General features: G+C 68.6%; 24 protein-coding genes and 1 pseudogene. 4 read left to right on the forward strand and 21 right to left on the reverse strand.

Annotation, left to right across the window (positions count from 1 at the left end):
- Positions 1 to 37: 37 nt before the first annotated feature.
- A complete protein-coding gene (locus BDK89_RS12610) occupies positions 38 to 796 on the reverse strand; it encodes an enoyl-CoA hydratase (protein ID WP_133869277.1) in 759 nt (252 codons plus the stop codon).
- A 149-nt stretch (positions 797 to 945) separates the two neighbouring features.
- Between BDK89_RS12610 and BDK89_RS12615 the strand changes: the two genes are divergently transcribed.
- Entirely contained in the window at positions 946 to 1,734 is a 789-nt protein-coding gene (locus tag BDK89_RS12615; RefSeq protein ID WP_133869278.1) for a VOC family protein, read from the forward strand.
- A 3-nt stretch (positions 1,735 to 1,737) separates the two neighbouring features.
- On the opposite strand, the gene BDK89_RS12620 is transcribed toward BDK89_RS12615, so the two are convergent.
- From BDK89_RS12620 to BDK89_RS12705, 18 genes and pseudogenes are all read right to left on the reverse strand, one after another.
- Positions 1,738 to 2,508, reverse strand: a complete 771-nt coding sequence (locus BDK89_RS12620; protein WP_133869279.1) for an SDR family NAD(P)-dependent oxidoreductase — start codon at positions 2,506 to 2,508, stop codon at positions 1,738 to 1,740.
- Positions 2,509 to 2,591: 83 nt separating this feature from the next.
- Positions 2,592 to 3,854: a hypothetical protein gene (locus tag BDK89_RS12625; protein WP_133869280.1), complete on the reverse strand. Its 1,263-nt coding sequence runs from the start codon at positions 3,852 to 3,854 to the stop codon at positions 2,592 to 2,594.
- A gap of 113 nt (positions 3,855 to 3,967) precedes the next feature.
- Positions 3,968 to 4,924, reverse strand: a complete 957-nt coding sequence (locus BDK89_RS12630) for an SGNH/GDSL hydrolase family protein (protein WP_133869281.1) — start codon at positions 4,922 to 4,924, stop codon at positions 3,968 to 3,970.
- Between the two features lie 8 nt (positions 4,925 to 4,932).
- A complete protein-coding gene (gene atpC, locus BDK89_RS12635) occupies positions 4,933 to 5,331 on the reverse strand; it encodes an ATP synthase F1 subunit epsilon (RefSeq protein ID WP_133869282.1) in 399 nt (132 codons plus the stop codon).
- A gap of 2 nt (positions 5,332 to 5,333) precedes the next feature.
- The gene (gene atpD, locus BDK89_RS12640) at positions 5,334 to 6,764 is read right to left on the reverse strand and encodes a F0F1 ATP synthase subunit beta (RefSeq protein WP_208294062.1); all 1,431 of its coding nucleotides are present in this window, start codon (positions 6,762 to 6,764) and stop codon (positions 5,334 to 5,336) included.
- Positions 6,765 to 6,982: 218 nt separating this feature from the next.
- Positions 6,983 to 7,885: pseudogene (locus BDK89_RS12645) on the reverse strand (F0F1 ATP synthase subunit gamma); the annotation flags it as partial.
- 57 nt (positions 7,886 to 7,942) lie between these two features.
- Positions 7,943 to 9,532, reverse strand: a complete 1,590-nt coding sequence (atpA, locus tag BDK89_RS12650; RefSeq protein ID WP_133869284.1) for a F0F1 ATP synthase subunit alpha — start codon at positions 9,530 to 9,532, stop codon at positions 7,943 to 7,945.
- Between the two features lie 17 nt (positions 9,533 to 9,549).
- The gene (gene atpH / locus BDK89_RS12655) at positions 9,550 to 10,077 is read right to left on the reverse strand and encodes an ATP synthase F1 subunit delta (protein ID WP_133869285.1); all 528 of its coding nucleotides are present in this window, start codon (positions 10,075 to 10,077) and stop codon (positions 9,550 to 9,552) included.
- The gene (locus BDK89_RS12660; RefSeq protein WP_133869286.1) at positions 10,074 to 10,631 is read right to left on the reverse strand and encodes a F0F1 ATP synthase subunit B family protein; all 558 of its coding nucleotides are present in this window, start codon (positions 10,629 to 10,631) and stop codon (positions 10,074 to 10,076) included. Before BDK89_RS12660 ends, atpH begins: the two co-directional genes overlap by 4 nt.
- A complete protein-coding gene (locus tag BDK89_RS12665) occupies positions 10,628 to 11,215 on the reverse strand; it encodes a F0F1 ATP synthase subunit B family protein (protein ID WP_133869287.1) in 588 nt (195 codons plus the stop codon). Before BDK89_RS12665 ends, BDK89_RS12660 begins: the two co-directional genes overlap by 4 nt.
- 157 nt (positions 11,216 to 11,372) lie before the next feature.
- Positions 11,373 to 11,624, reverse strand: coding sequence for a F0F1 ATP synthase subunit C (gene atpE / locus BDK89_RS12670; RefSeq protein ID WP_133869288.1), 252 nt, complete (start codon positions 11,622 to 11,624; stop codon positions 11,373 to 11,375).
- Between the two features lie 51 nt (positions 11,625 to 11,675).
- Positions 11,676 to 12,434, reverse strand: coding sequence for a F0F1 ATP synthase subunit A (atpB, locus tag BDK89_RS12675; protein ID WP_133869289.1), 759 nt, complete (start codon positions 12,432 to 12,434; stop codon positions 11,676 to 11,678).
- Between the two features lie 93 nt (positions 12,435 to 12,527).
- Entirely contained in the window at positions 12,528 to 13,022 is a 495-nt protein-coding gene (locus BDK89_RS12680) for a Cg1360 family ATP-synthase-associated protein (RefSeq protein ID WP_133869290.1), read from the reverse strand.
- An 8-nt stretch (positions 13,023 to 13,030) separates the two neighbouring features.
- The gene (locus BDK89_RS12685) at positions 13,031 to 13,369 is read right to left on the reverse strand and encodes an AtpZ/AtpI family protein (RefSeq protein WP_133869291.1); all 339 of its coding nucleotides are present in this window, start codon (positions 13,367 to 13,369) and stop codon (positions 13,031 to 13,033) included.
- 134 nt (positions 13,370 to 13,503) lie between these two features.
- Positions 13,504 to 14,781, reverse strand: coding sequence for a glycosyltransferase family 4 protein (locus BDK89_RS12690; RefSeq protein WP_133869292.1), 1,278 nt, complete (start codon positions 14,779 to 14,781; stop codon positions 13,504 to 13,506).
- A 226-nt stretch (positions 14,782 to 15,007) separates the two neighbouring features.
- Positions 15,008 to 16,249, reverse strand: a complete 1,242-nt coding sequence (locus tag BDK89_RS12695) for a serine hydroxymethyltransferase (protein WP_133869293.1) — start codon at positions 16,247 to 16,249, stop codon at positions 15,008 to 15,010.
- 31 nt (positions 16,250 to 16,280) lie between these two features.
- Positions 16,281 to 16,727 (reverse strand): ribose 5-phosphate isomerase B, encoded by a 447-nt coding sequence (rpiB, locus tag BDK89_RS12700; RefSeq protein WP_133869294.1) that lies wholly within the window; start codon positions 16,725 to 16,727, stop codon positions 16,281 to 16,283.
- Between the two features lie 109 nt (positions 16,728 to 16,836).
- On the reverse strand, positions 16,837 to 17,664 hold the full coding sequence (locus BDK89_RS12705) for a hypothetical protein (RefSeq protein WP_133869295.1): 828 nt from the start codon (positions 17,662 to 17,664) through the stop codon (positions 16,837 to 16,839).
- Between the two features lie 38 nt (positions 17,665 to 17,702).
- On the opposite strand from BDK89_RS12705, the gene BDK89_RS12710 reads away from it, so the two are divergent.
- Positions 17,703 to 18,647: a nucleoside hydrolase gene (locus tag BDK89_RS12710; protein WP_166657558.1), complete on the forward strand. Its 945-nt coding sequence runs from the start codon at positions 17,703 to 17,705 to the stop codon at positions 18,645 to 18,647.
- 59 nt (positions 18,648 to 18,706) lie between these two features.
- Here BDK89_RS12710 and BDK89_RS12715 read toward each other — a convergent pair whose 3' ends face one another.
- Both BDK89_RS12715 and BDK89_RS12720 read right to left on the reverse strand, forming a co-directional pair.
- On the reverse strand, positions 18,707 to 19,264 hold the full coding sequence (locus BDK89_RS12715) for a putative glycolipid-binding domain-containing protein (protein WP_133869297.1): 558 nt from the start codon (positions 19,262 to 19,264) through the stop codon (positions 18,707 to 18,709).
- Between the two features lie 32 nt (positions 19,265 to 19,296).
- A complete protein-coding gene (locus BDK89_RS12720) occupies positions 19,297 to 19,632 on the reverse strand; it encodes a hypothetical protein (protein WP_133869298.1) in 336 nt (111 codons plus the stop codon).
- A 269-nt stretch (positions 19,633 to 19,901) separates the two neighbouring features.
- Here BDK89_RS12720 and BDK89_RS12725 point away from each other — a divergent pair, with 269 nt between their 5' ends.
- Positions 19,902 to 20,435 (forward strand): GNAT family N-acetyltransferase, encoded by a 534-nt coding sequence (locus tag BDK89_RS12725; protein WP_166657559.1) that lies wholly within the window; start codon positions 19,902 to 19,904, stop codon positions 20,433 to 20,435.
- 143 nt (positions 20,436 to 20,578) lie between these two features.
- Positions 20,579 to 22,669 carry a prolyl oligopeptidase family serine peptidase gene (locus tag BDK89_RS12730; protein WP_133869300.1) on the forward strand — a complete coding sequence of 697 codons (2,091 nt, stop codon included), beginning with the start codon at positions 20,579 to 20,581 and terminating at the stop codon, positions 22,667 to 22,669.
- The last annotated feature ends 22 nt before the right edge of the window (positions 22,670 to 22,691 follow it).

Below are 22,691 nucleotides of genomic sequence, written 5' to 3' on the forward strand. Positions count from 1 at the left end.
CGCGCGCAGCGGAGCAAGAATTGGGCGGCGGGTCAGGTCACACTTGGGCGCTGCCGCGCCGCTGGATCGCTTCGCGATTCGCAGCGAGGGTGTCGGGATCGAAACGCCGCATCCACTCGCGCGAGTAGCGGCGTTCGGCGTCGAGGGCACCGTCGTCGACGCCCGCAGCCGCAGCGCGGTACGCACCCTTGATCGCGCCGAGCCCGGCTTCGGGAACCGTGACCATGTCGGCGGCCAGCTCGCAGGCTCGCGACACGAGCCGGTCGTGCGGGACGACCTCGTTGACGAGGCCCCACGCGAGCGCGGTCGACGCATCGACGTAGTTGCCGGTGAAACTCATCTGCCGTGCCCGGCGGATGCCGATCGCCTGCGGGAGCAGCACCGTGAGGCCCCAACCCGGCATGACGCCGACCCGCGCGTGGGTGTCGGCGAACGTCGCCCGTTCGCTGGCGATCAGGAAGTCGCAGCCGAGGGCGAGCTCGAAGCCGCCGGTGACCGCCGCGCCGTTGATCGCGCCGACCAACGGCTTGGTCAGCGAACCGAACGGCAGCGGCGTCGCGTCGGGGTCGGCCGACAAGCCGCTCGAGCCGAGTTCTTTGAGGTCGAGCCCGGCGCAGAACGCCGGGTCGGCACCGGTGAGGATCATCACGCGCACCGCCGGGTCGGCGTCGAGTTCGCGCAACCGGGTCGGGATGGCCCGACGCAGCTCGGTGTTGAGCGCGTTGCGGGCCTCGGGGCGATTCATCGTGACGACGGCGACCCCGTCGGCGATCTCGGTCGTGAGCACAGCAGCCATGCCCCATCGTCGCGAACCACCCCATCCGGGTCGGGTGTCGGAGGGAACGGCGACGGAGTCGACGTTTCCGGAGATCACCCGACTCCGGTGTCGACGGTGCGCGCTGATCGCCGGGTCGAGGGGTTGCGGGGGTGGAGTACGGTCGAGGTATGCCCGCCTTCACGTCCTACGAACCCGGTCAGCCGTGTTGGGTCGACCTGATGAGCCCCGACGTCGATGCGTCCAAGGCGTTCTACTCCGCCGTGTTCGGCTGGGATGCGCACGACGAACTCGACGACGAGGGCAACCGCATCTACGTCAACTTCTCCCTCGACGGCAACGACGTCGCCGGCCTCGGCGCCAACCAGCCGGGTATGCCGCCGATGGCGATCTGGAACAGCTACGTCTGTGCCCCCGACGTCGCCGCCACCGTCGCCAAGGTCGAGTCGGCAGGCGGCACCGTCATGATGCCGCCCATGCAGGTCATGTCGGCCGGTCACATGGCGATCATCGCCGACCCGACCGGCGCCGTGATCTCGATCTGGCAGCCCGGCGAGCATCCCGGCGCCGGCGTGGCGAACGAACCGAACACGTGGTCGTGGAACGAGTTGATGACCCGCGACATCGACACCGCGCTCCCCTTCTACACCGACGTGTTCGGCTGGCAGTTCGACGCCATGGACATGGGCGGCGGGATGATCTACCACGTCGTGCACGGCGGCACCGACGGCTGGGCAGGCGCTATGGCCATGCCACCCGACGTTCCCGAGCAGGCACCCAACCATTGGGCCGTCTACTTCATGGTCGCCGACACCGACGCGACCGTCGCAGCCGTCACGGCGAACGGCGGGTCGGTCGTGATGCCACCGATGGACACACCCGGCGTCGGCCGGATGTGCATCTTCCACGATCCGCAGGGCGGCAGCTTCTCGACGCTGCAGCCCGAACAGCAGGGCTGAGGCTCAGCCCCGCTGCACGATCGACGACGCACGCCGCCGCAACCACCGCGGCGTGATGTTCGTCGTCGCCACCATGACCTTGTACTGCGCTCCCGGGACGGCGAGGGTGCGGTTGGCAGCCACCCCGTCGAGTCCGCACCTGGCGACCTCGTCCGGACTGGTCCAGACGAACGAGGGGAACTGATCGGCGTAGGTGTCGGTGTTGCTGACGCTCTGGAACTCGGTCTTGGTCAGGCCGGGGCACAGCGCCGTGACGTGCACGCCGTGGGGCGCCGCCTCCTCGTGGAGGCTCTCGGTCAGGCTCGTGACGTACGCCTTCGTGGCGGCGTACACGGCCAGCTGCGGGGCCGGCTGGAAGCTGGCGACGCTCGAGACGTTGAGCAGATAACCGCTCCCCCGAGGCACCATCGCCGCCAGCGACGCCTGGCTGAGCCGTGTCAACGCTGCGACGTTGACCTCGATCTCGTCGGCGAGCCGGTCGGGGTCGAGCTCGTGGAAGTCGCCGTTGGTGCCGAATCCGGCGTTGTTGACCACGAGATCGATGTCGCCCTCGGCGATACGGTCGACGACAGCCCGCTGCCCGTCGTCGGTCGACAGGTCGGCCGCCATCGGTGTGATGCCGTCGTGGCGTTCGGCGAGCGCCTCGAGGCGTTCGAGGCGTCGTGCCACGACCGTGGTGGCGACGCCGGCGTCGGCGAGCTGCGCGGTCATCACCTCACCGATGCCCGAGGAGGCGCCGGTCACGAGTGCGGTACGGAACGGATACGTGGCCATGGCCGCGAGCGTACCCACGCGAGCGGCCCGGCTCGGTCCGACGATGCAGGACCGAGCCGGGCTCGTCGCGACGTTCGGAACGGTCAGCCGAGGATCGCCGGGTCGATCTCGCAGGCCTCGACGCCTTCGATGATGCCGCCGAAGGCGATGTCCTGCGTCGCCGTGTCGGCCGCGTCGAGATCGATCAGTTCACCGTCGACGAGCGCGACGTCGACCCCGAGCGCATCGACCACATAGGGAGCGAGGCACTCGGCCTCGGCAGCAGGGAGGCCGATCTGGAGCGTCAGCTCCTCGGCCATCAGGGCGTAAGCCGTCGCTGCGTCGCCCGACGCCGCACTGTCGCCGGAGTCGGCATCGGCGCTCGCATCGGCCTCGACCGAGTTGAGGAACGGGACGATGATGGCGTCCATGTCGCCGGGCGATCCGGTGAGGATCAGCATCGTGCGCGTACCGGGACCACCCTCGACGGTGAACGGACCGCCGACCGGCTCCTCGGCGCACTCGCGATCGTCGTTGGCGTACAGCAGCACGTCGACGCTGTCACCGTCGTACGCGTAGGCCGGCGTCTGCGTGCCACCGACGAGCATGCTCGCGTCGAGGTTGACCGAGTCGAGACAACCGGCGACCCCGTCGTAGCCGAGGTTGAGACCGAAGTCGGCGTCGGTGAGATCGATCGCGATCGCGACGAGCTGACCGGCCGAGGGATCGGCGGCGATCATGACGTTCGAGGTCGTCTGATCGGCCGGTGCGTCCTCGTACAGGTCGAAGGTCTGCACCCGACCTTCGGCGTCGTGGAGCAGCAGGGTGTGGACGTCGCCGGTGTCGTCGAACGCCGACACGTTGCTGAGGATGTGATCGCACGTGGCGACGCACGTCGCGTCGCCTGCGCCGGCGGTCGTCACGACGACCGGACCGCCTTCGGGCGGGTAGAAGAAGTCGGTGACCACGCCGGGCTCGACGCCCATCTGCGCCTCGAACGCCTCGACCAGGCCGGTGGTCCGGACGTAGACGTCGACGGTCTGATCGGTCGAGTTGACGACCCGGTAGCCGATCGATCCGGGCTCGTACGACCCCGACGACGCGTCGTCGCCCGAGTCGCCCGAGTCGGCCTCGGTCGTGTCGGTGCCGGCCGAGTCGACTTCGGTCGTGTCGGTGTCGGTCGTGTCGGTGTCGTCGGTCTCGGTTGGCTCGGTGTCTGTCGTGTCCGCGTCGTCGGCTTCGGTCGTGTCGGTGTCGTCGGACGACGCGTCGTCGTCACCGCCGCAGGCGCCGAGTGCCAAGGCGAGGACGCCGATCACGGCGGCCGAACGGCGCCACGGGACGGTACGGGACGGGGTGGTGTGCATGCAGGGGTTCTCCGCTGTTGTTCACGGTCGACTGTCCGCCAGCCGACATCGACTGACCACCGTAGCGAGCGACGTTGCAGCGATCTTCGATTTCGTTCGGCGTCGACCGGTGCTCACGGACACACGATCGGGATCAGCTCGACCAGGGCGGGCACCAGGCCGGTGGCGATGGCAGCATGCCCGTCGACGTCGGGGTGGAGCCCGTCGGGGTCGGGCCCGGCGGTGTCGAGGCGCCCGTCGTCGAAGTCGTCGTAGTACGCCGGACGACCGAACAGCCCGTCGTCGGACAGGAGCGGAGATCGGTCGTCGGGATCGACCACTCCGGACTCGACGAGCCGCCGATTGAACTCGGCGATCGCCTGTGCGACCGCGGGGTCGGAACCGACCGCCACCGGGTTCATCGGCAGGACGGCGACCGTCTCGAACGCCGACGTGGCTTCGTCGTACATCGCATCGAAGGCCTCGTACGAGGCGTCGACGTCGAGCGAGCGCAGTTGGAGGTCGACGACGCTCGGCGCCACCACGAGCACCGCTGACCCGTCGGTGTGCGCCGAGGCGAGCGTGCGGAGCTGCTCGGTCATGCTCGTGACGCCGTACAGCCCGATGTCGAACCCGGCACCGAGGACCGAACCGTTCTCGACGCTCACGTCGGTCGCCGGCAATGAGCGTGCGAGCATCGTCTCGAGGAGGGCCGGCCACGCGTCGTCGGTCGGTGCGTCGACACCCACCACGAAGTTCGGCCAATAGTCGGTCGAGTTCCCGAGCACGACGAGCTCGACCGCCGGGCACGGCACGACCGTGCTGGTCGTCGAACTGATGGTGCTGCTCGTCGTCGTGCTGGACGATGCGCCGGTCGTCGTGGTCGTCGTGCTGCTCGTCGAGGGACGGGGCACCGCCGGGCTCGTGCTCGACGGCGTGCTGATGCTCGTCGACGGCGCCTCGGTCGTCAAGACATCGGTCTCCGTCACCTGGGCCGGCGGCGACACCTCCGGGGTGTCGCTCGCACAGCCGGTGAAAACGACGACGACGGCGAGCATCGCGCCGGCGCAGAAGCGCCGACGCCCGCTCACCGTCGGAATCAGAGTGCGCCGGCCGCGTTCAGGCGGGCGTGCGCACGGCCGAGGGCGCTGACCGCCTCGGCGTCGTGTTCGTGACGCAGCGTCTCTTCGGCACGCTCCTTGGCGGAACGGGCACGCTCGATGTCGACCTGGCTGCCGAGCTCGGCGGCGTCGGACAGGATCGAGACCTTGTTGTTCGAGACCTCGACGAATCCACCGTGGACGGCGACGTCCTCGGTCGAGCCGTCGGCCAGGAACACCCGGGTGTGGTTCTCGGTGAGCGCACCGAGGAACGCAACGTGACCGGGCTGGAACGCGACCTCGCCACCACCGATCGTGCGGGTGATGACCATGGTCGCCTCGCCCGAGTAGAGCACCTTCTCGGGCGAGACCACTTCGACGGTCATGACGTTGGCCATGGTCAGCTCTCCTCGAGCTTCTTGGCCTTCGCGAGAACCTGCTCGAGGCCACCGACGTTCAGGAACGCCTGCTCGGGAACCTCGTCGACCTCGCCGTTGAGGATCGCCTCGAACGACTGGACGGTCTCCTCGATCGGCACGAACTCACCGTCGAGGCCGGTGAAGACCTTGGCGACGAAGAACGGCTGCGACAAGAAGCGCTGGATCTTGCGGGCACGGTTGACGGTGAGGCGGTCCTCGTCGGACAGCTCGTCGAGACCGAGGATGGCGATGATGTCCTGCAGCTCCTTGTAGCGCTGGAGGGTCTCCTGCACGCCACGGGCGATGTTGTAGTGGTGCTCGCCGACGATCTCGGGCGACAGGATGGTCGAGGTCGAGGCCAGCGGGTCGACCGCCGGGTAGATGCCGAGCGAGGCAACCGTACGGCTGAGCTCGGTCGTGGCATCGAGGTGCGTGAAGGTCGTGAACGGCGCCGGGTCGGTGTAGTCGTCGGCGGGCACGTAGACGGCCTGCAGCGACGTGATCGAACGACCGCGGGTCGAGGTGATGCGCTCCTGCAGCTGGCCCATCTCGTCGGAGAGGGTCGGCTGGTAGCCCACCGCCGAGGGCATACGACCGAGGAGGGTCGACACCTCGGAACCGGCCTGGACGAACCGGAAGATGTTGTCGACGAACAGGAGCACGTCCTGGTTCTGCTCGTCACGGAAGTACTCGGCCATCGTGAGCGCCGACAGGGCGACACGGAGGCGGACGCCCGGCGGCTCGTCCATCTGGCCGAACACGAGGGCGGCCTTCTCGAACACGCCCGACTCCATCATCTCGAGACGGAGGTCGGTGCCCTCACGGGTGCGCTCGCCGACACCGGCGAACACCGACACACCACCGTGCTGCGAGGCGACACGGTTGATCATCTCGGTGATGAGCACGGTCTTGCCGACGCCGGCGCCACCGAACAGGCCGATCTTGCCACCGGCGACGTACGGGGTCAGCAGGTCGATGACCTTGATGCCCGTGGGGAACACGCGAGCCGACGGCTCGAGAGCGTCGAACGACGGCGCCTCACGGTGGATCTCCCACCGTTCCATCTGGTCGAAGCCTTCGGGCTCCTCGTCGAGCGCCTCGCCCCACACGTTCCAGACGTGGCCGAGGACCTTGTCGCCGACCGGCACCTGGATGCCGTGACCGGTGTTGCGCACGGGGGTGCCGCGCTTGAGGCCGTCGGTGGGCTTGAGGCAGACGGCGCGAACGCGGCCGTTGCCGAGCTGCTGGGCGACCTCGGCGAGCACCTTCTGGCGCTCACCTTCGATGTCGACCTCGAACTCGACGGCGGTGTTCAGCTCGGGCAGCGCGCTCGGCGGGAACTCGACGTCGATCACCGGGCCGGCGATACCGACGACGCGGCCATCCTGCAGTTGGTTGTCGGTCATGGTCATGGCTGTCAGTGTCTCCTCAACCAGCGGTTTGGTCAGATGTTCTCGCCGGCGTCGGGCGAGTCGGTCGTGTTGGTCACGGTGTTCGTACGTTCTTCGACGGCGATCGATCCAGCGTTCTGGACATCACCGGTCGGGGTGGTGGACGGAGCCGGGTGACCGGCGGACGAGCCGCCGAACGTGGCGTCGAGGTCGAGCTCGACGTAGCGGATCTGTTCGTCCTTGCCGGAGCCCAGCGCCTCGGCACCGCCGACGATCTCCATGATCTCGGTGGTGATCGAGTCCTGACGGGCACGGTTCATGATGATGCTGAGGTTCTTGATCAGTTCCTCGGCGTTGTCGGTGGCCGACTTCATGGCCCGCTGACGGAACGCGTGCTCCGAAGCCGCTGCGTTGAGCAGTGCTGCGTACACACGGGCTTCGACATAGCGCGGCAGCAGCGTGTCGAGGATCGTCGTCGGGTCGGGTTCGAACTCGTAGTCGGAACCCGATCCATCGGTGGAGCCGGCCTTGCCGTCGCCACCTTCGACCGTGTCGCGCTGCAGCGGCACCAGCGGGCGCAGCACGACTTCCTGGCTGCCCGCCGAGATGAAGCGGGTGTAGACCAGCTCGACCGAGTCGACGTGACCCGATGCGTACAGCGCGACGACGTGCTGGCCGATGGCCTTGGCGTCGGCGTACGACGGGTTGTCACTGAAGCCCTGGAACGACTGGCCGAGCGAGTAACCGCGGAAGCGGAAGTACGCCTCGGCCTTCTTGCCGACCGGGATGATCTCGTAGCCCTTGCCCGCGAGGACGTCGGCCTTGATCTCACCTTCGGCGGCGCGCTGCACACCGGAGTTGTAGCCGCCGCAGAGACCGCGGTCGGCGGTGATCACGACGTAGCACTTGTTCTTGACCTCGCTCCGGCCGGCGAGCAGCGGCGAATCGCTGCTCGCACCGGCAGCCGACAGGTCTTTGACGACCTCGGTGATCTGCTCGGAGTACGGCACCGCCGCCTCGACGCGTTGCTGCGCCTTGACGATCCGGCTCGCCGCGATCAGCTCCATGGCGCGGGTGATCTTCTTGGTGGCCTGCATCGAGTTGATGCGGCCGCGCAGGATACGTTCCTGGCCTCCTGCCATGTCAGATCACTCCTTTCGAAAGCTCGGTCGGTGGACGGGTCGAGAACATGGGGCAGATCACTCGGTGGCGAGCGTCTTGGTGCTGTGCGCCTCGCCGAGCTCGTCGGCGTCGACACTGGCGGGGTCGACGTGGTGGCCGTCGGCGCCGGTGATCTTGAACTGGGCCTTGAACGCGTCGACCGCGCCGGCGAGGCCGTCGGGCACGCCACCCTTGATCTCCGACATCATGCCGCCGTGCAGGCCGTGCATGAACTCGAGGAGTTCGCGCTCGAAGCGGCGCACGTCGGCGACCGGGATGTCGTCGAGGTAGCCCTTGGTGCCGGCGAAGATCGACACGACCTGGTCTTCGACCGACATCGGGCTGTTCAGCGGCTGCTTGAGCAGCTCGACGAGGCGGTAGCCACGCTCGAGCTGGGCCTTCGACACGGCGTCGAGCTCGGAACCGAAGGTTGCGAACGCCTCCAGCTCACGGAACTGGGCGAGGTCGAGCTTCAGGGTGCCGGCGACGCCCTTCATGCCCTTCGTCTGGGCGGCCGAACCGACTCGGGACACCGAGATGCCCACGTCGACGGCGGGACGCACACCCGACTTGAAGAGGTTGTCCTGCAGGTACACCTGGCCATCGGTGATCGAGATCACGTTCGTCGGGATGAACGCCGACACGTCGCCGGCCTTCGTCTCGATGATCGGCAGCGCAGTGAGCGAGCCGGCGCCGTTCTCGTCGGAGAGCTTGGCGGCACGCTCGAGCAGGCGGCTGTGCAAGTAGAACACGTCGCCGGGGTAGGCCTCACGGCCCGGGGGACGACGGAGCAGCAGCGACATCTGGCGATAGGCCTCGGCCTGCTTCGAGAGGTCGTCGTACACCACGAGGGCGTGCTCGCCGTTCTCCATCCAGTGCTGGCCCATGGCGCAGCCGGCGTACGGAGCGAGGTACTTGAACGGTGCCGAGTCGGCGGCCGGGGCGGTCACCACGACGGTGTACTCGAGGGCGCCGTTCTCACGCAGGACCTCGACGGTCTGGGCGACGGTCGAGCCCTTCTGGCCGATGGCGACGTAGATGCACTTCACGCCCTGACCCTTCTGGTTCAGGATCGTGTCGACGGCGACGGTGGTCTTGCCGGTCTTGCGGTCGCCGATGATCAGCTCACGCTGGCCACGGCCGATCGGCGTCATCGCGTCGATCGCCTTGATGCCGGTCTGGAGCGGCTCGTGCACGGGCTTGCGGCCCATGATGCCCGGCGCCTGGATCTCCATGCGGCGCAGCTGGGTGCCGGTAAGTTCGCCCTTGCCGTCGACGGGCTCGCCGAGCGCGTTGACCACGCGGCCGAGCATGCCGTCACCGACGGGGACCGAGAGGATGCGACCGGTCGCCTTGACCGGCTGGCCCTCTTCGATGCTGGCGGTGTCGCCCAGGACGACGGCACCGATGGAGCCCTCGTCGAGGTTCAGCGCCAGGCCGACCGAGCCGTCTTCGAACTCGAGGAGTTCGTTCACGGCGGCGTCGGGCAGGCCGCTGACGCGGGCGATGCCGTCACCGATCTCGGCGACGCGGCCTACGGTGCGGGCCTCGAGCGACTGCTCGAAGCCTTCGAGGTTGTTCTTGAGCGCCGAGGCGATGTCGGCGGCGGAGATGGTGAGTTCAGCCATTGCGGTGCTCCTGTCCGTCAGAGACGGCTCTTCAACTGGTCGACACGGGTACGGACACTGCCGTCGATGACGGTATCGCCGACGGTGGCGACGAGGCCGCCGATGATCGAGGGGTCGACCACGATCTTGAGGTTGACTTCCGAGCCGGTCGCGTTGGCGAGTGCGGCCTTCAGTCGGGCTTGCTGATCGTCGGTGAGCGGTACGGCACTGCGTACCTCGGCGACGGCCAGGTTCTTCGAGCTCGAGGCTCGGGCGACGAGCTTGTCGATGATCGCGGGCAGCTCACGGGCTCGGCCCGCACCGACCACCATCGACACCAACTGGGTCGTGGTCGACGTGGCCTTGCCACCGAGCAGATCCTCGATGATCGCCTGACGCTTGGCGGCGGGGATGCCCTCGTCGCTCAGCGCCGTGCGCAGTTCGTCGCTCGACTCGTACGAGCGGGCGAAACGGAAGAGTTCGTCCTCGACCTCGTCGAGGGTGCCCTCGGCTCGGGCGACCTCGAACAGGGCCTTGGCGTACCCCTGGACACGTGCGTCACTCATGAGGCACCCACCTTCGAGATGAACGATTCGATCAGTTCTTGCTGCGTCGCGTCGTCGAGGGGCTGGCCCGAGACCGCACGGTCGACCGCACGGCGGGACAGCATCGAGATCTCACCGCGGATCTCGCCGCTGGCGCGGGAGGCGATGAGGGCGATGTCGGAGTCGGCGGCTGCCCGCAACTCCTCGATCTCCTCGTCGAGACGGGCACGACCCTCGGCGAGGATCGACTCCGCCTCGGTGTCGGCCTCGGCGAAGCGGCGCTGACGCTCGGCGTCGATGTCGCCGGCGGCCGAGCGGATCTCGGCAGCCTCGGTCTTGGCCTCGGCGAGCTTGGTCTCCGACTCGTCCATCGCCGACTGGATCCGCTCGGTTCGGGCCTCGAGGGCCTTCTTGAAGAGCGGCCAGCCGAACTTGAACAGCACGGCGAAGACGATGAGCGACGAGATCGTGCCGAAGATCAGTTCGGCGTCTTCGGGCCACAGCCAGTGCGGGGAGCGTGCCGGATCGAGCAGCTCACCGTCGGCGGCGACGAAGCCGTATGCCAACTGGTTCATGAGCGAACCTCCGAGTTCATCACGTCGGCGACGGCGGACTCGACCTGCTCGGTCGGTGCCCGGCCGATCGCCAGTTCCAACACCTTGGACGTGACGTCGGTGACGGCGCTGCGCACGTCGGACTCGGCTGCCTCTCGGGCGGCTCGGGCCTCGGCCATGGCGGCTTCACGCTTGGCGGCGATTTCGGCGTTCACCTCGGCGAGGCGGGTCTCACGTTCACCGGCGAGCGTCGCACGAGCGGCGTCGACACGCTCGGCCGCTTCGGCGCGCACGGTGGCGAGAGCCGCTTCGTACTCGGTGACCTCGGCCCGGGCGGCGGCACGAGCGGCATCGGCCTGCTCGAACCCCTCCTCGACCTTGGCATAGCGGGCATCCATCCCCTTGCGGAGCTTGGGGTAGAGGAACAGCCGCATGACGACGAGGAACACGAGGAACGAGCCTGCGCCCCACGCGAGTTCCTTGACCTCGGGCAGGATGGGGCTGGGCCCCTCCTCACAGGGGTGGCCCTCCGCCAGTTCTGCTTCGAACTCTTCTTCTGTTTCGAACGGGAACTCACAGAAATCTTGGGACTCTTCGAACGTCAAGTCCGCTTCGCCGCCGTCTGCCTGTGGCAGGAAGGCGACGTCGATTCCTGTGACTCCCCGGGTAACGACGGCTGTCAGCACGTCAGCTCCTTGCGGGAGAGATGGACGGATGGATTGAGCACGTGGCTCCGGGAATGATCAGGCGTGTGGGGCCGGCTCACTGGACGAGCATGGCGACCACGAAGCCGATCAGCGCGATGGCTTCGGTGAACGCCACACCCAGGAACATCGTGGTGCGGACCATGCCGGCCGACTCGGGCTGACGGGCCATGGCCTCGACGGACTTGCCGACGATGTAGCCGATGCCGATGCCCGGGCCGATCGCCGCGAGGCCGTAGCCGATGCCGGCACCGATCGGACCGAAGTCCGCGGGCTCGGCGACCTGAGCGAGGATGCTGAGTGCTTCCATGTTGGGTTGGTACTCCTGTTGGTGTTGGTGTGGGAGAGAGGGTGGTTCGGATCAGTGCTCGGGGTGAGCCGACGAACCGATGTAGACCGCGGTGAGGATCGTGAAGATGTAGGCCTGCAGGAAGCCGACCAGGACCTCGAACACGGTCATGAGCATGAGCATGATGAACGGCAGCACGCCGAGTACTCGGAAGATGATGTTGTCGCCCTCGAGGATGAGTTCCTCGGTGAGCAGCGAGAACGTCACGAGCAGGATGTGGCCGGCCAGCATGTTGGCGAAGAGACGAACGGCGAGCGAGAAGGGGCGGATGACCAGGTTCGAGAGGATCTCGATGGGGCCGATCAGCGGGTAGAGGGCCGCCGGGACGCCAGGCGGGGCGATCATGTGGCCGAAGTAGCCGAGCCCCTGGTGCTTCAGACCGGTTCCGACGTACACGAGCCAGACGAGCAGGGCGAGGAACAGCGGGATCGCCATTCGAGCCGTGGCCGGCATGTACAGGATCGGGATGATGCCCGGCAGGTTGCACAGATAGATGAAGATGAACAGCGTCAGCAGGAACGGGGTCCAGCCCATGCCCGACTTGCCCATCGCCGGCATGATGATCTGGTTCTCGACGAACTCGACGAGCAGCTCCGCGAAGTTGCGGATGCCCTTGGGCGCCTTGGAACCGTCCTTGCTGGCAGCGATCAGGAAGATCACGATGCCGATCAGCGCCGCGGCGACGGCGATGAGCGCGACCTTGTTGAAGGTCGGGAACAGGTCGCGCCAACGGAGGATTTCGTTCAGGGGCGGGAATTCGAGGGCGAGCACGTTGTTTCCGATCTGTTCCTTGTGAGAGCCGGTCGAGTGAAAGTCGTGGGGTGTTCGAGCTGGTGTCGTGTGTCGACGGTGTCGGAGCCGGGGCTACGACTTCGTCTGCTTGGGTGCCAGGCCGGGGTAGGCCAGGTTGATCGCGACGTATCGGAGCTCCCACATGAGGAGACCGAGGTGCGTCGCGATAATGGTCGCTCCGAGCGCCGGAAGTGAAATCCAGGGCTCGTCGCGAACGAGAACGATGACGAGGAAGATGAGGCCGAGGCGCAGCGCGTAGCCGAACAGGACGGCACCCATCATCAGGCCGAGCGAGATCCGGGCGGCGCCGGAGACCAAGGCGGCCGAGAGCAAGAAGTTGGCGACGACGAGGCCGATCCCGACGGCAGCGCCGGCGGCACCCTCGCTGCCCCAGACGAGGGCGCAGATCGCCACGATCACGGGGGCGATGACGAGGCCCTTCTTCGCGATGTCGAGGCTGATCATGTATTCGATCGGGTCGCCCTGCACCGGGAGCGACGTGGGCGAGATGTCGGCGGTCTGGTCGGACATCTCGGCGTCGTCGGGGGTGGCGGCAGGATCGGTCATGGCGTCGCTCATGCGGCGTCGGCCTCCGGGGCGCTCGGCGCAGCCTGTTCGGCGCGCTTGGCGTTGCGCTTCTCGATGCGCTCGGCCTCGAGACGATCCATTTCGGCGTCGTAGATCAGCTTCGTGCGGGCGAACGAGCCGGCCGCTGCGAAGAGGAACAGCACGATCATGAACAACGGGCGAGTGCCGAGCCACGTGTCGATCCCGAGTCCGATGAGGACGAACAGCAGGATCGTGAGCGCGATCTCCATACCACCGGCGACGGCGTTGCTGCCGAATCGGCCTGCGAGCGGTGCCGACTCGGTGTCGGCGGCGCGCGGGCGGGGCGCTGGGCTGTTCGGGGACATGGAAGGAGACACTCGTCGTTGAGGGAAGATCCGAGGCCTCGGCGTGCTGACCGCCGGGGCTTGTGAACTGCTGCACAATCTAATCGGGCGCTGTCGCTCGGGGCAACTTCGCGCGCAGATCGACACGGACAGACTTACACATCCGCGTCGTCGTCGGCGACGAGAGCGGTGTCGGAGCCGACCGCAGAAGCGGTCTCGGCACCGTCGTCGAGCACACGTGCGGGTCGCTCCCTGGCCCGTTCGGGCCGCGACGGGTCGATCTGTTCCGACGCCGGTCGGTCGAGGGCCGCCTCGACGGCCTCGGCACGCTTGCGCCGCACGCTCGGGTGCAGCACCGTGAACAGCACCAGACCGAGGGCCGCCACGCCGAACGGGAGGTAGCTCGGGTTCTGGTTGCTGAGCACCGGGTAGAGCACGAATCCGGACAGCAGCGCGGTCCACGCCCAGAGGATGAGGACGCTGCGGCGGTGACCGTGGCCCAGGTTCATCAGTCGGTGGTGCAGGTGGCCCTTGTCGGCGACGTCGAGCGCCTGTCGTTTCGAGGCCCGCCGGATGATCGCGAACACGGTGTCGACGATCGGCACGCCGAGGATGAGCAGCGGGATGGCGAGTGGGGCGAAGAAGAAGAAGGTCTGGCCGACGAAGGCCTGCGTGTTCGGGTCGGCACGGCCGCCCACGAGGCTGGTGGACACCGCCATCAGCAGCCCGAGCAGGAATGCTCCGCTGTCGCCCATGAAGATGCGGGCCGGGTTGAAGTTGTGCGGGAGGAACCCGATGCACACGCCGGCCGCGATGACCGCCACCAGCGGGCCGGGGTTGCGGTCGGGCAGCAGGTCGAGTTCGTTCAACCGGAACGCATAGAGGAAGAACGAGCCGGCGGCGATCGCGACGATGCCGGCGGCCAGACCGTCGAGCCCGTCGATCAGGTTGATCGCCTGCGTCATGCCGAGCAGCCAGAACACGGTGACGAGCGGGACCCAGTCGCCCGACAGCAGGATCACGTCGTAGAACGGGACACGGAAGTAGAACATCGTGGCGCCGAACCAGTAGAGGATGATCGCCGCCAGGACGATGCCGGTCACCTTGGCCGGTGGTGCGAGGTCTCGCACGTCGTCGAGGTAGCCGACGACGAAGATCACGATCGCTGCGATGACGATGCCGATCGGTTCGGTGTTGTCGGTGAAGACGACCTCGAACCGGCCGGTCGCCCACGCCATGAGCATCGCCGCGAGGAACCCGGTGAGCATCGCGATGCCGCCCACGTGCGGGATCGGGGCCGTATGCACCGAGCGGGCGTTGGGCGGCACCAGCCAACCCTTCGGCTGCACGGTGCGGGCGATCAGCCCGACGATCGGCGTGACGATCACGGTCACGATCGCCGCGACCGCGCCCACCAAGACGTAATCGCTCATCGCCGGACCCACGTGCGCCGATCGTACCCGTACCGCGATCCCGAGGGTGCTCCGGGTCAGGTGATCTCTGGTAACGGGTTCGGCTGCGCCTCACCCGTCACCGACGACACCTGACCCGGGGTGGCGGGGCCGAGCTCTTCGGGTCAGGTGCCAGAGGTGACGGCGAGGAACGAGCCGTTACCGGCGGTCACCTGACCCGGGGCGGGTGCGCGTCGAGCCTTCGCGGTCAGTAGGCGGGGAACTTGGCGCAGAGGTTGGCGACCTCGTCGCGGACGCCTGCCACGGCGTCGGCGTCCTCACGATGGCGCAGGGCACGCGCGATGAGGTCGGCGATGACGGGCATCTCGGCCTCGGTCATGCCCTGCGTGGTCACCGACGGCGTGCCGATGCGCACACCACTGGTCACGAACGGGCTGCGCGGATCGTCGGGCACGGTGTTCTTGTTGAGGGTGATGCCCGCCTCGTCGAGCGACGACTGGGCGACCTTTCCCGTGAGCTCCTCGTCGAACGGACGCAGGTCGACGACCATCAGGTGGTTGTCGGTGCCGCCCGAGACGAGCGCGAACCCCTCCCCCACCAGCGCCTCGGCGAGCGCCGACGCGTTGGCGACGATCTGCTGGGCGTACTCGGAGAAGCTCGGCTGCGACGCCTCGTAGAAGGCGATCGCTTTGCCGGCGATGGCGTTCTCGATCGGTCCGCCCTGCCAGCCGGGGAACACGGCCTTGTCGATCGCCTTGGCGTGCTCGGCCTTGCTGAGGATGCAACCACCGCGCGGCCCACGGAGTGTCTTGTGGGTCGTGAACGTCACGACGTCGGCGTAGGGCACCGGATTCGGATGGGCGCCACCGGCGACCAGACCGGCGAGGTGGGCGATGTCGAACATGAGCAGCGCGCCGACCTCGTCGGCGATCGCCTTGAACGGCTGCGGGTCGAGACGACGCGGGTAGCTCGTGGTGCCGACGACGATCATCTTCGGCCGGTGTTCGAGCGCCTTCGCCCGCACCTCTTCGACGTCGATCCGTTCCTCGGCACCGACGCCGTAGGCGACGAAGTCGTACAGCAGGCCCGACGCGTTGACGGGCGAGCCGTGGGTCAGGTGGCCGCCGTGGTCGAGGCTGAGGCCGAGCACGGTGTCGCCGGGTTCGAGGAGTGCCTGGTACACGCACATGTTCGCGTTGGCGCCCGAGTGCGGCTGGACGTTCGCGTGTTCGGCGCCGAACAGCGCCTTGACGCGCTCGATGGCGAGCCCTTCGACGTCGTCGATGACGGCGTTGCCGCCGTAGTAGCGCTTGCCGGGGTATCCCTCGGAGTACTTGTTCGTGAGGACGGAGCCGACTGCGCGCATGACGGCGGGCGAGGTGAAGTTCTCGCTCGCGATCAGCTGCAGTCCGGTCGTCTGGCGCTCGTACTCACGCTTGAGCAGCGCCTCGACCTCGACGTCGGGGTTGGTGTCGGTGTGGAACGGCATCGGGGGCCTCCGGTGGGGTGGGGATGAACGATCAGAAGTCGGCTTCGAGTTCGCCGAGTTGGGCGACGCGTCGGGCGTGGCGCCCGCCTTCGAAGTCGGTGGCGAGGAACAGGTCGACGATCTCTTCGGCCAGGCCGAGGCCGACCACGCGGGCGCCGACCGACAGCACGTTGGCGTCGTTGTGCTCTCGGGCCATACGGGCGGTGTAGAGGCAGTTGCACAGCGCGGCGCGGACGCCGCGGACCTTGTTGGCGGCGAGTTGTTCGCCCTGGCCGGATCCGCCGATCACGATGCCGAAGTCGGCGGCGCCGTCGCGCACGCTGCGTGCGGCGGCGGCGCAGAACGCCGGGTAGTCGACACTGTCGGTCGAGTCGGTGCCGTGGTCGATGATCTCGAAGCCCTGCTCGCCGAGCCGTCGCACGAGGTGCTCCTTGAGTTCGAATCCTGCGTGGTCGGCACCGAAAGCGATCGTCGTCACGGGTCGCGAGTGTAGGAGGCGCCACCGGCGCGGACCGTCTGCGTTGACGAAACGTCCGTCACGCCGGCCGCAAGGCGCCGCCGATCCCGTCCGATCAGGATGTCGTCGATCAGGGCGTCTCGGTGACTTCCTGGCCGGCGAGGACGCCCTGGTCGGGGCAGTTGTCGCTGAGGTAGAGGTCGGTGAGCGGGATCTCGACGTCGGTGACGAGGCTCTCGTCGGTCGCCCACGGCCCGACCTCGTCGAGGTAGGCCGGGGCGGCCTCGTCGATCAGGAGCCACAGCGGTTCGGGGAGGTCGATCACGACTTCGGGGTCGTCGGGGCGACGGGTCGCCAGCGCCAGCACCCACGCCTCGTCGATCGCGTCGAGGTCGGCCTGCGTCGCTCCGGCGTCGACGAGGGCGGTGCGGGCCTGGGCGAGTCGTCGGGCGAAGGGGCCGTAGACGCCGTCGAGTGCGGCGTCGGCCTCGTCGGCGAGTTCGTCGGGCCACTCGAGCGAGAGATCGGCATAGGCGGACGTGGTCGTCGGCGACGCCACAACCTCGAGCGTGGCGAGGCGGAGGTCGTCGCTGCCGCCGAAGGCCGCGTTGACCGCGACCACCTGGAACGAGCCGCCGAAGCGGCTCCACGACCGGCAGAACGCGTCATCGGCGTCGAGCCCGGGCACGCCCGTGTCGTCGACCGCGACGGAATCGGGCGGCACGGTCACGTCGGCGCCCGCCGTCGCATCGGGTTCGGCGTCGCCCGAGTCGTCGGGGTCGCCCACCGCAGGTTCGGCGACGGTCTCGTCGTCGGTGCTCGCCTCGCCGAGCGTCTCGACGGTCGTCTGCGCGGGGTCGGTGTCGACCTCGGCGAGGTCGGTGCCGTCCCCCGAACTGCACGCGGCGAGTGTCGCGACAACGACGACGAGCGGTGCGATGCGAGAACGAGCGGTCACGGCGCCATGGTCGCACGTCGCGTGCGATGCTGGCCGTCATGGCCCCCACCTCGTCCGCCACTCCCCCTCGGATCATCCTCGACTGCGACCCCGGACACGACGACGTCGTCGCCATCATCGTGGCGCACCGACACACGAACCTCGCCGGCATCACGACGGTACATGGCAACGCCCCGCTCGACCGGACGACGTACAACGCGTGCGTGATGCGTGACCTGCTCGATGTCGGCTGCGGCGTGCACTCCGGCGCCGAACGGCCGCTCGTCGCCCCGCCGAAGTTCGGTGCGTTCGTGCACGGAGAGAGCGGGCTCGACGGCGCCGATCTGCCCGAGCCCCAGGCGGGCGCCGACTCGACCGACGCCGTCGGCTTCATCATCGAGACGTGCCGTTTCGAGGAGGGGCTGTGGCTCGTGCCGACCGGTCCCCTGACCAACATCGCGCTAGCACTGCGCGCCGCCCCCGACCTGGCCGATCGGATCGCCGGCATCTCGCTGATGGGCGGCGGCACGTTCGGCAACCGCACCCCGATGGCCGAGTTCAACATCTGGGCCGACCCCGAGGCGGCCGAGATCGTGTTCGGGTGTGGTGCACCGATCACGATGGCGGGCCTCGACGTGACCCACCAGTTCGTCCTGCTCCACGAGCGAATCGATCAGGTCGCGGCGATCGGCAGCGACTTCACGACGCTGATGAGCGACCTGTTCCGCTTCTTCACCGACAACTACATCAGCCGCCACGACCACATGCCCGGCGCTGCATTGCACGATCCGTTGGCCGTGCTGGCGGTCACGCACCCCGACCTGTTCGAGCACACCGAGCGCCACGTCACGGTCGAGACCCGCGGCGCCTACACGACCGGCATGACGGTGATCGACCGGCGCGACATCAGCGAGCGCGGCGAGCCCAACGCCCGTGTGCTCGATCGGGTCGACGCCGACGCCGCTTGGCAGATCGTGCTCGACGCTCTCGCCTCGGTCGGCTGACAGGACCGAGCGAGCCCGTCTCGGTCGGGTCGGCCGGTCGATCAGGTCGTTCAGGTCGGTCAGGTGTCTGCGGTCGCCGTCGCGACCCACAGGTCGTCGCCGTAGCGGGTGACCAGCCCGTGGGCGTTCGTCTCGAGTGCGAAGTCGTGGTCGCCGGACAGGTAGCGCCACGCGTGCGCACCCTCGCGGACGTAGCGCTGGCGGCTGGGGACGACGACCAGGTCGGGGAACCGCAGCCACGCCGCGGTGAGTTCGGCCGACTCCCCCACGTCGAGGCCGAGCCGTCGGATCGGGAGGGTGTTGGTCGCCGGTGTCCACCCGAGGTCCGCATCGACGCAGCCGGCCAGGTCAGGACGGGCGACGCCATCGACCGACCACGCGCCGTCGTCGACGCGCATGACGACCGTGATGCTGCGATGCCCGACGATCTCGACGTCGACCGAGCGTGTGCGCCACTGCGGGTCGGTGGTCACCGAGAAGCGAATGTGTGCGGGTCGCCCCTCGAACGGCAACACGGTCGTCCCCGCCAACGTCGCACCGGCCCCGCCGACGTCGAGCGAGCAGTGTTCCGCACTCCCGAGTTCGTCCGACGTCCACAGCACTGTCCCACCGGCCATGCGTGCACGCTACGGCAGCGACGGGTTCCTCGTCAGGACGTGTGCGTTCGGTCCCACAGCAGGCCGACACCGACCATGACGACCACGGCGATGGCGAACCACACGGCGCGTGGCCACGCGACGACGAGTGGTCCAACCGCCACGATCGCAGCCAATCCGGCGAACCACAGCAGTGCGTGGAGCGTGCCGCGCCCGGTCGCCGGCGACACCGAGTCGACCCCGTCATGCGTCCGGCGACGGCTCCTCCACGCCCACCAGCCGCCGACCTCACCGGCACCGAGCGCCGCCCCGTGAGCAGCAGGCGGATCGTCGTCGCCGAGCGTGACGCGAGCGTCGTTGCCTCGACGCCCGGTCCGCCTCTCGTCCATGTCGACGACAATGACACCAACGGCACCCCGACACAAGTTGCTCACGACTGCTCGGCTCGTCGTGATCAGGTCTCGGTGCGGCGTCTCGACCTCGCCGGGAACTCGTCGCTCGTTCGCGCGCCCTCCGACGGCACGGGGAACAACCCGCTGGCCACGACCGTCGCCGGCAACGCCGCGTGACGCAATCACCGTGGTCATCGACCGTGCCTGGGAGGATGGTGCCGTCGTGTCGCCCAGGACTCGGCTTCGACGGCATCGAGGAGGGCTGCATGCCGACCACATTCGAACCCGCTGACGCCGGCCGCGATCGGGCGGTGCTGACCGAGCTCAACGTCGCCTACCTCGACTGGCTCGACGCCAGCATCCAGCAGACCTTCGGCCTCGATCTGCCGGCGCTGCTGAATCAACCGATCGTCGAGTACGTCGAAGCCACGCTCGGTGCACTGTGCGCGGCGGAGCCACCAGAGGGTGTCTTCTACCTCGTACGACGCGACGGGGCGGCCGTCGGCATGGGCGGCGTGCGCCGGACGACCGACGAGGCAGCGGAGATGAAGCGGGTCTTCGTGCGCCCGAGTCAACGAGGCACCGGGCTCGGCGCGGACATCGTGCGACGTCTGGTCTCCGATGCGAGGTCGTTCGGGTACACGAGCATGCGACTCGACTCCGGCCCGTTCATGACCGCTGCGCATCGGCTCTACGAGGCCGAGGGCTTCCGCGATCGGCCGATCTACGCCGGTGCCGAAGTACCGAGCGAGCTCCACCACGACTGGCGTTTCATGGAACTCGACCTGCGGTCACCATGATCGACGTCCGCACGGCCCTGGGTCTGCGGCAGGTCCGCGAGCGGCTGGTCACACCCGTCGCCGATCCTGGCGCTCGGCCGGTGTTGCCGAGGTGTGGGTGGGCACGGTTCGGAGGGTGACTCGATCCGTTAGCGTCGCTCGGCGTGGTCGACTCGTTTCCTCGTCAGTACGCACGCACCCAACGACTCACGCTCGGTGAGCCGCGCGACCTGAGTGTCACGCCCGACGGGCAGCGGGTCGTGTTCGCCCGCTCGCGTGGCGGCGCCGATCCGGTGAACTGCCTCTGGGTGGCCGACGTGGAGACCGGCGAGGAACGCCTGGTCGCCGACCCGGTCACCCTGATGGCCGCCATCGCCGCCGACGACGCCGACCTCCCACCCGAGGAACGGGCGCGCCGCGAGCGGTTGCGCGAAGGCGCCGGTGGCATCACCGGATACGAACTCGATCGAGCCGCCGAGCGGGCCGTGTTCGTGCTCGCCGGCAACCTGTTCACCGCCGAACTCGACGGCGAGTGCCGTCGCCTCGACGTGCCCGGCCCGGTGTTCGACCCGCACGTGTCCCCCGACGGGACGCGGATCGCGTACGTCCGTGGACGGGAGCTGTGGGTCACCGACCTGCACGGCGACGCACACCTCGTCGCCGGTCCGGCCGACGGCGCTGCCGACACCGTGTCGTGGGGCAGCGCCGACTTCGTCGCCGCGGAGGAGATGAACCGCTATCGGGGGTTCTGGTGGAGCCCCGACGGCTCGGCGATCGCGGCCTGCCGCGTCGACGACGCACCGGTGCAGGTGTGGCACATCTCGAACCCGGCCGACCCGGGCTCGACACCCCGGCCGGTTCGCTATCCCGCGGCAGGCACACCGAACCCGGAGGTCACCCTGCACGTGTGCGTGCTGGGGTCGGGCGATCGTGTCGCCGTCGACTGGGACCGCCAGGCGTTCGAGTACCTCGCCAAGGTCGCCTGGAACGGCCACGGCCTCGCCCTCACCGTGCTCTCGCGCGATCAGCGCGACCTGCAGGTACTCACTGCCGACCCGTCGACCGGCGCCACCACGACGGTGTTCACCGACCACGACGACGCCTGGGTCGAACTGGTGCCCGGCACCGGCGCGCTGATCGCTCCCGACACGCCGGTGATGTGCACGGAGGCCGACGGCGCCCGCCGTCTGTCGCTCGGCGACGACCTGGTCTCGCCGGCCGACGTCCAGATCCGCTCGGTCGTGCAGGCCGACGCCGACCGAGTCGTGGTGACCGGCAATCCGCTCGACGACGCCAGCCAGCTGCACGTCTACCGCTGGACCCGCGCCGACGGCTTCGAGGCGCTCACCGACGGGCTCGCCGTGAACCAGGCGGCGGTCGGCGGCGACACCATCCTGTTCCGGACGGCGACCGTCGACGAGCCCGGCGCCCGGTGGCGTCTCCCGAACGGTCACACGCTCACCTCCCACGCCGAGCGTCCGCTGGTGCGACCGAACGTCCGCGTCGCCGCCCACACGGCCGACGTGCCGACCACCGCCGTCCTGCTCCCCCACGACCACGACGGCTCGCCACTCCCGGTCCTCCTCGACCCGTACGGCGGACCGCACGCACAGCGTGTCCTGCGCTCGCACAACGCGTTCTGCGCGTCGCAGTGGTTCGCCGATCAGGGCTTCGCCGTCGTCGTCGCCGACGGGCGCGGCACACCGGGCCGCGGCTCCGCCTACGAGCGGTCGGTGTTCCTCGACCTCGCCACCGGCGTCCTCGACGACCAGGTCACCGCACTCCACGCGGCCGCGGAGCAGCACCCCGAACTCGACCTCACGCGAGTGGCGATGCGCGGTTGGAGCTTCGGCGGATACCTGTCGGCGCTCGCCGTCATGAAGCGGCCCGACGTGTTCCACGCCGGGATCGCCGGCGCACCGGTCACCGAGTGGCGCCTCTACGACACCTGCTACACCGAGCGCTACCTCGGCGACCCGAACGAGCGGCCCGAGGTGTACGACGCCAACTCGCTGCTGCCCCTGGCACCCGAACTGACGAGGCCGCTACTGCTGATCCACGGCCTCGCCGACGACAACGTGGTGGCGGCGCACACCCTGCAGCTCAGCGCAGCGCTGCTCGCCGCCGGCAAGCCACACGAAGTCCTGCCGCTCGTCGGGGTCACCCACATGACGCCGCAGGAGATCGTGGCCGAGAACCTGCTGCTCCACCAGCTCGACTTCCTGCGGCGCAGCCTCGGCATCACCAGCGGGTGACGGCCGCGACGGCCCGGTCTAC

The sequence above is a fragment of the Ilumatobacter fluminis genome, from assembly GCF_004364865.1.
Taxonomy (GTDB): Bacteria; Actinomycetota; Acidimicrobiia; order Acidimicrobiales; family Ilumatobacteraceae; genus Ilumatobacter; species Ilumatobacter fluminis.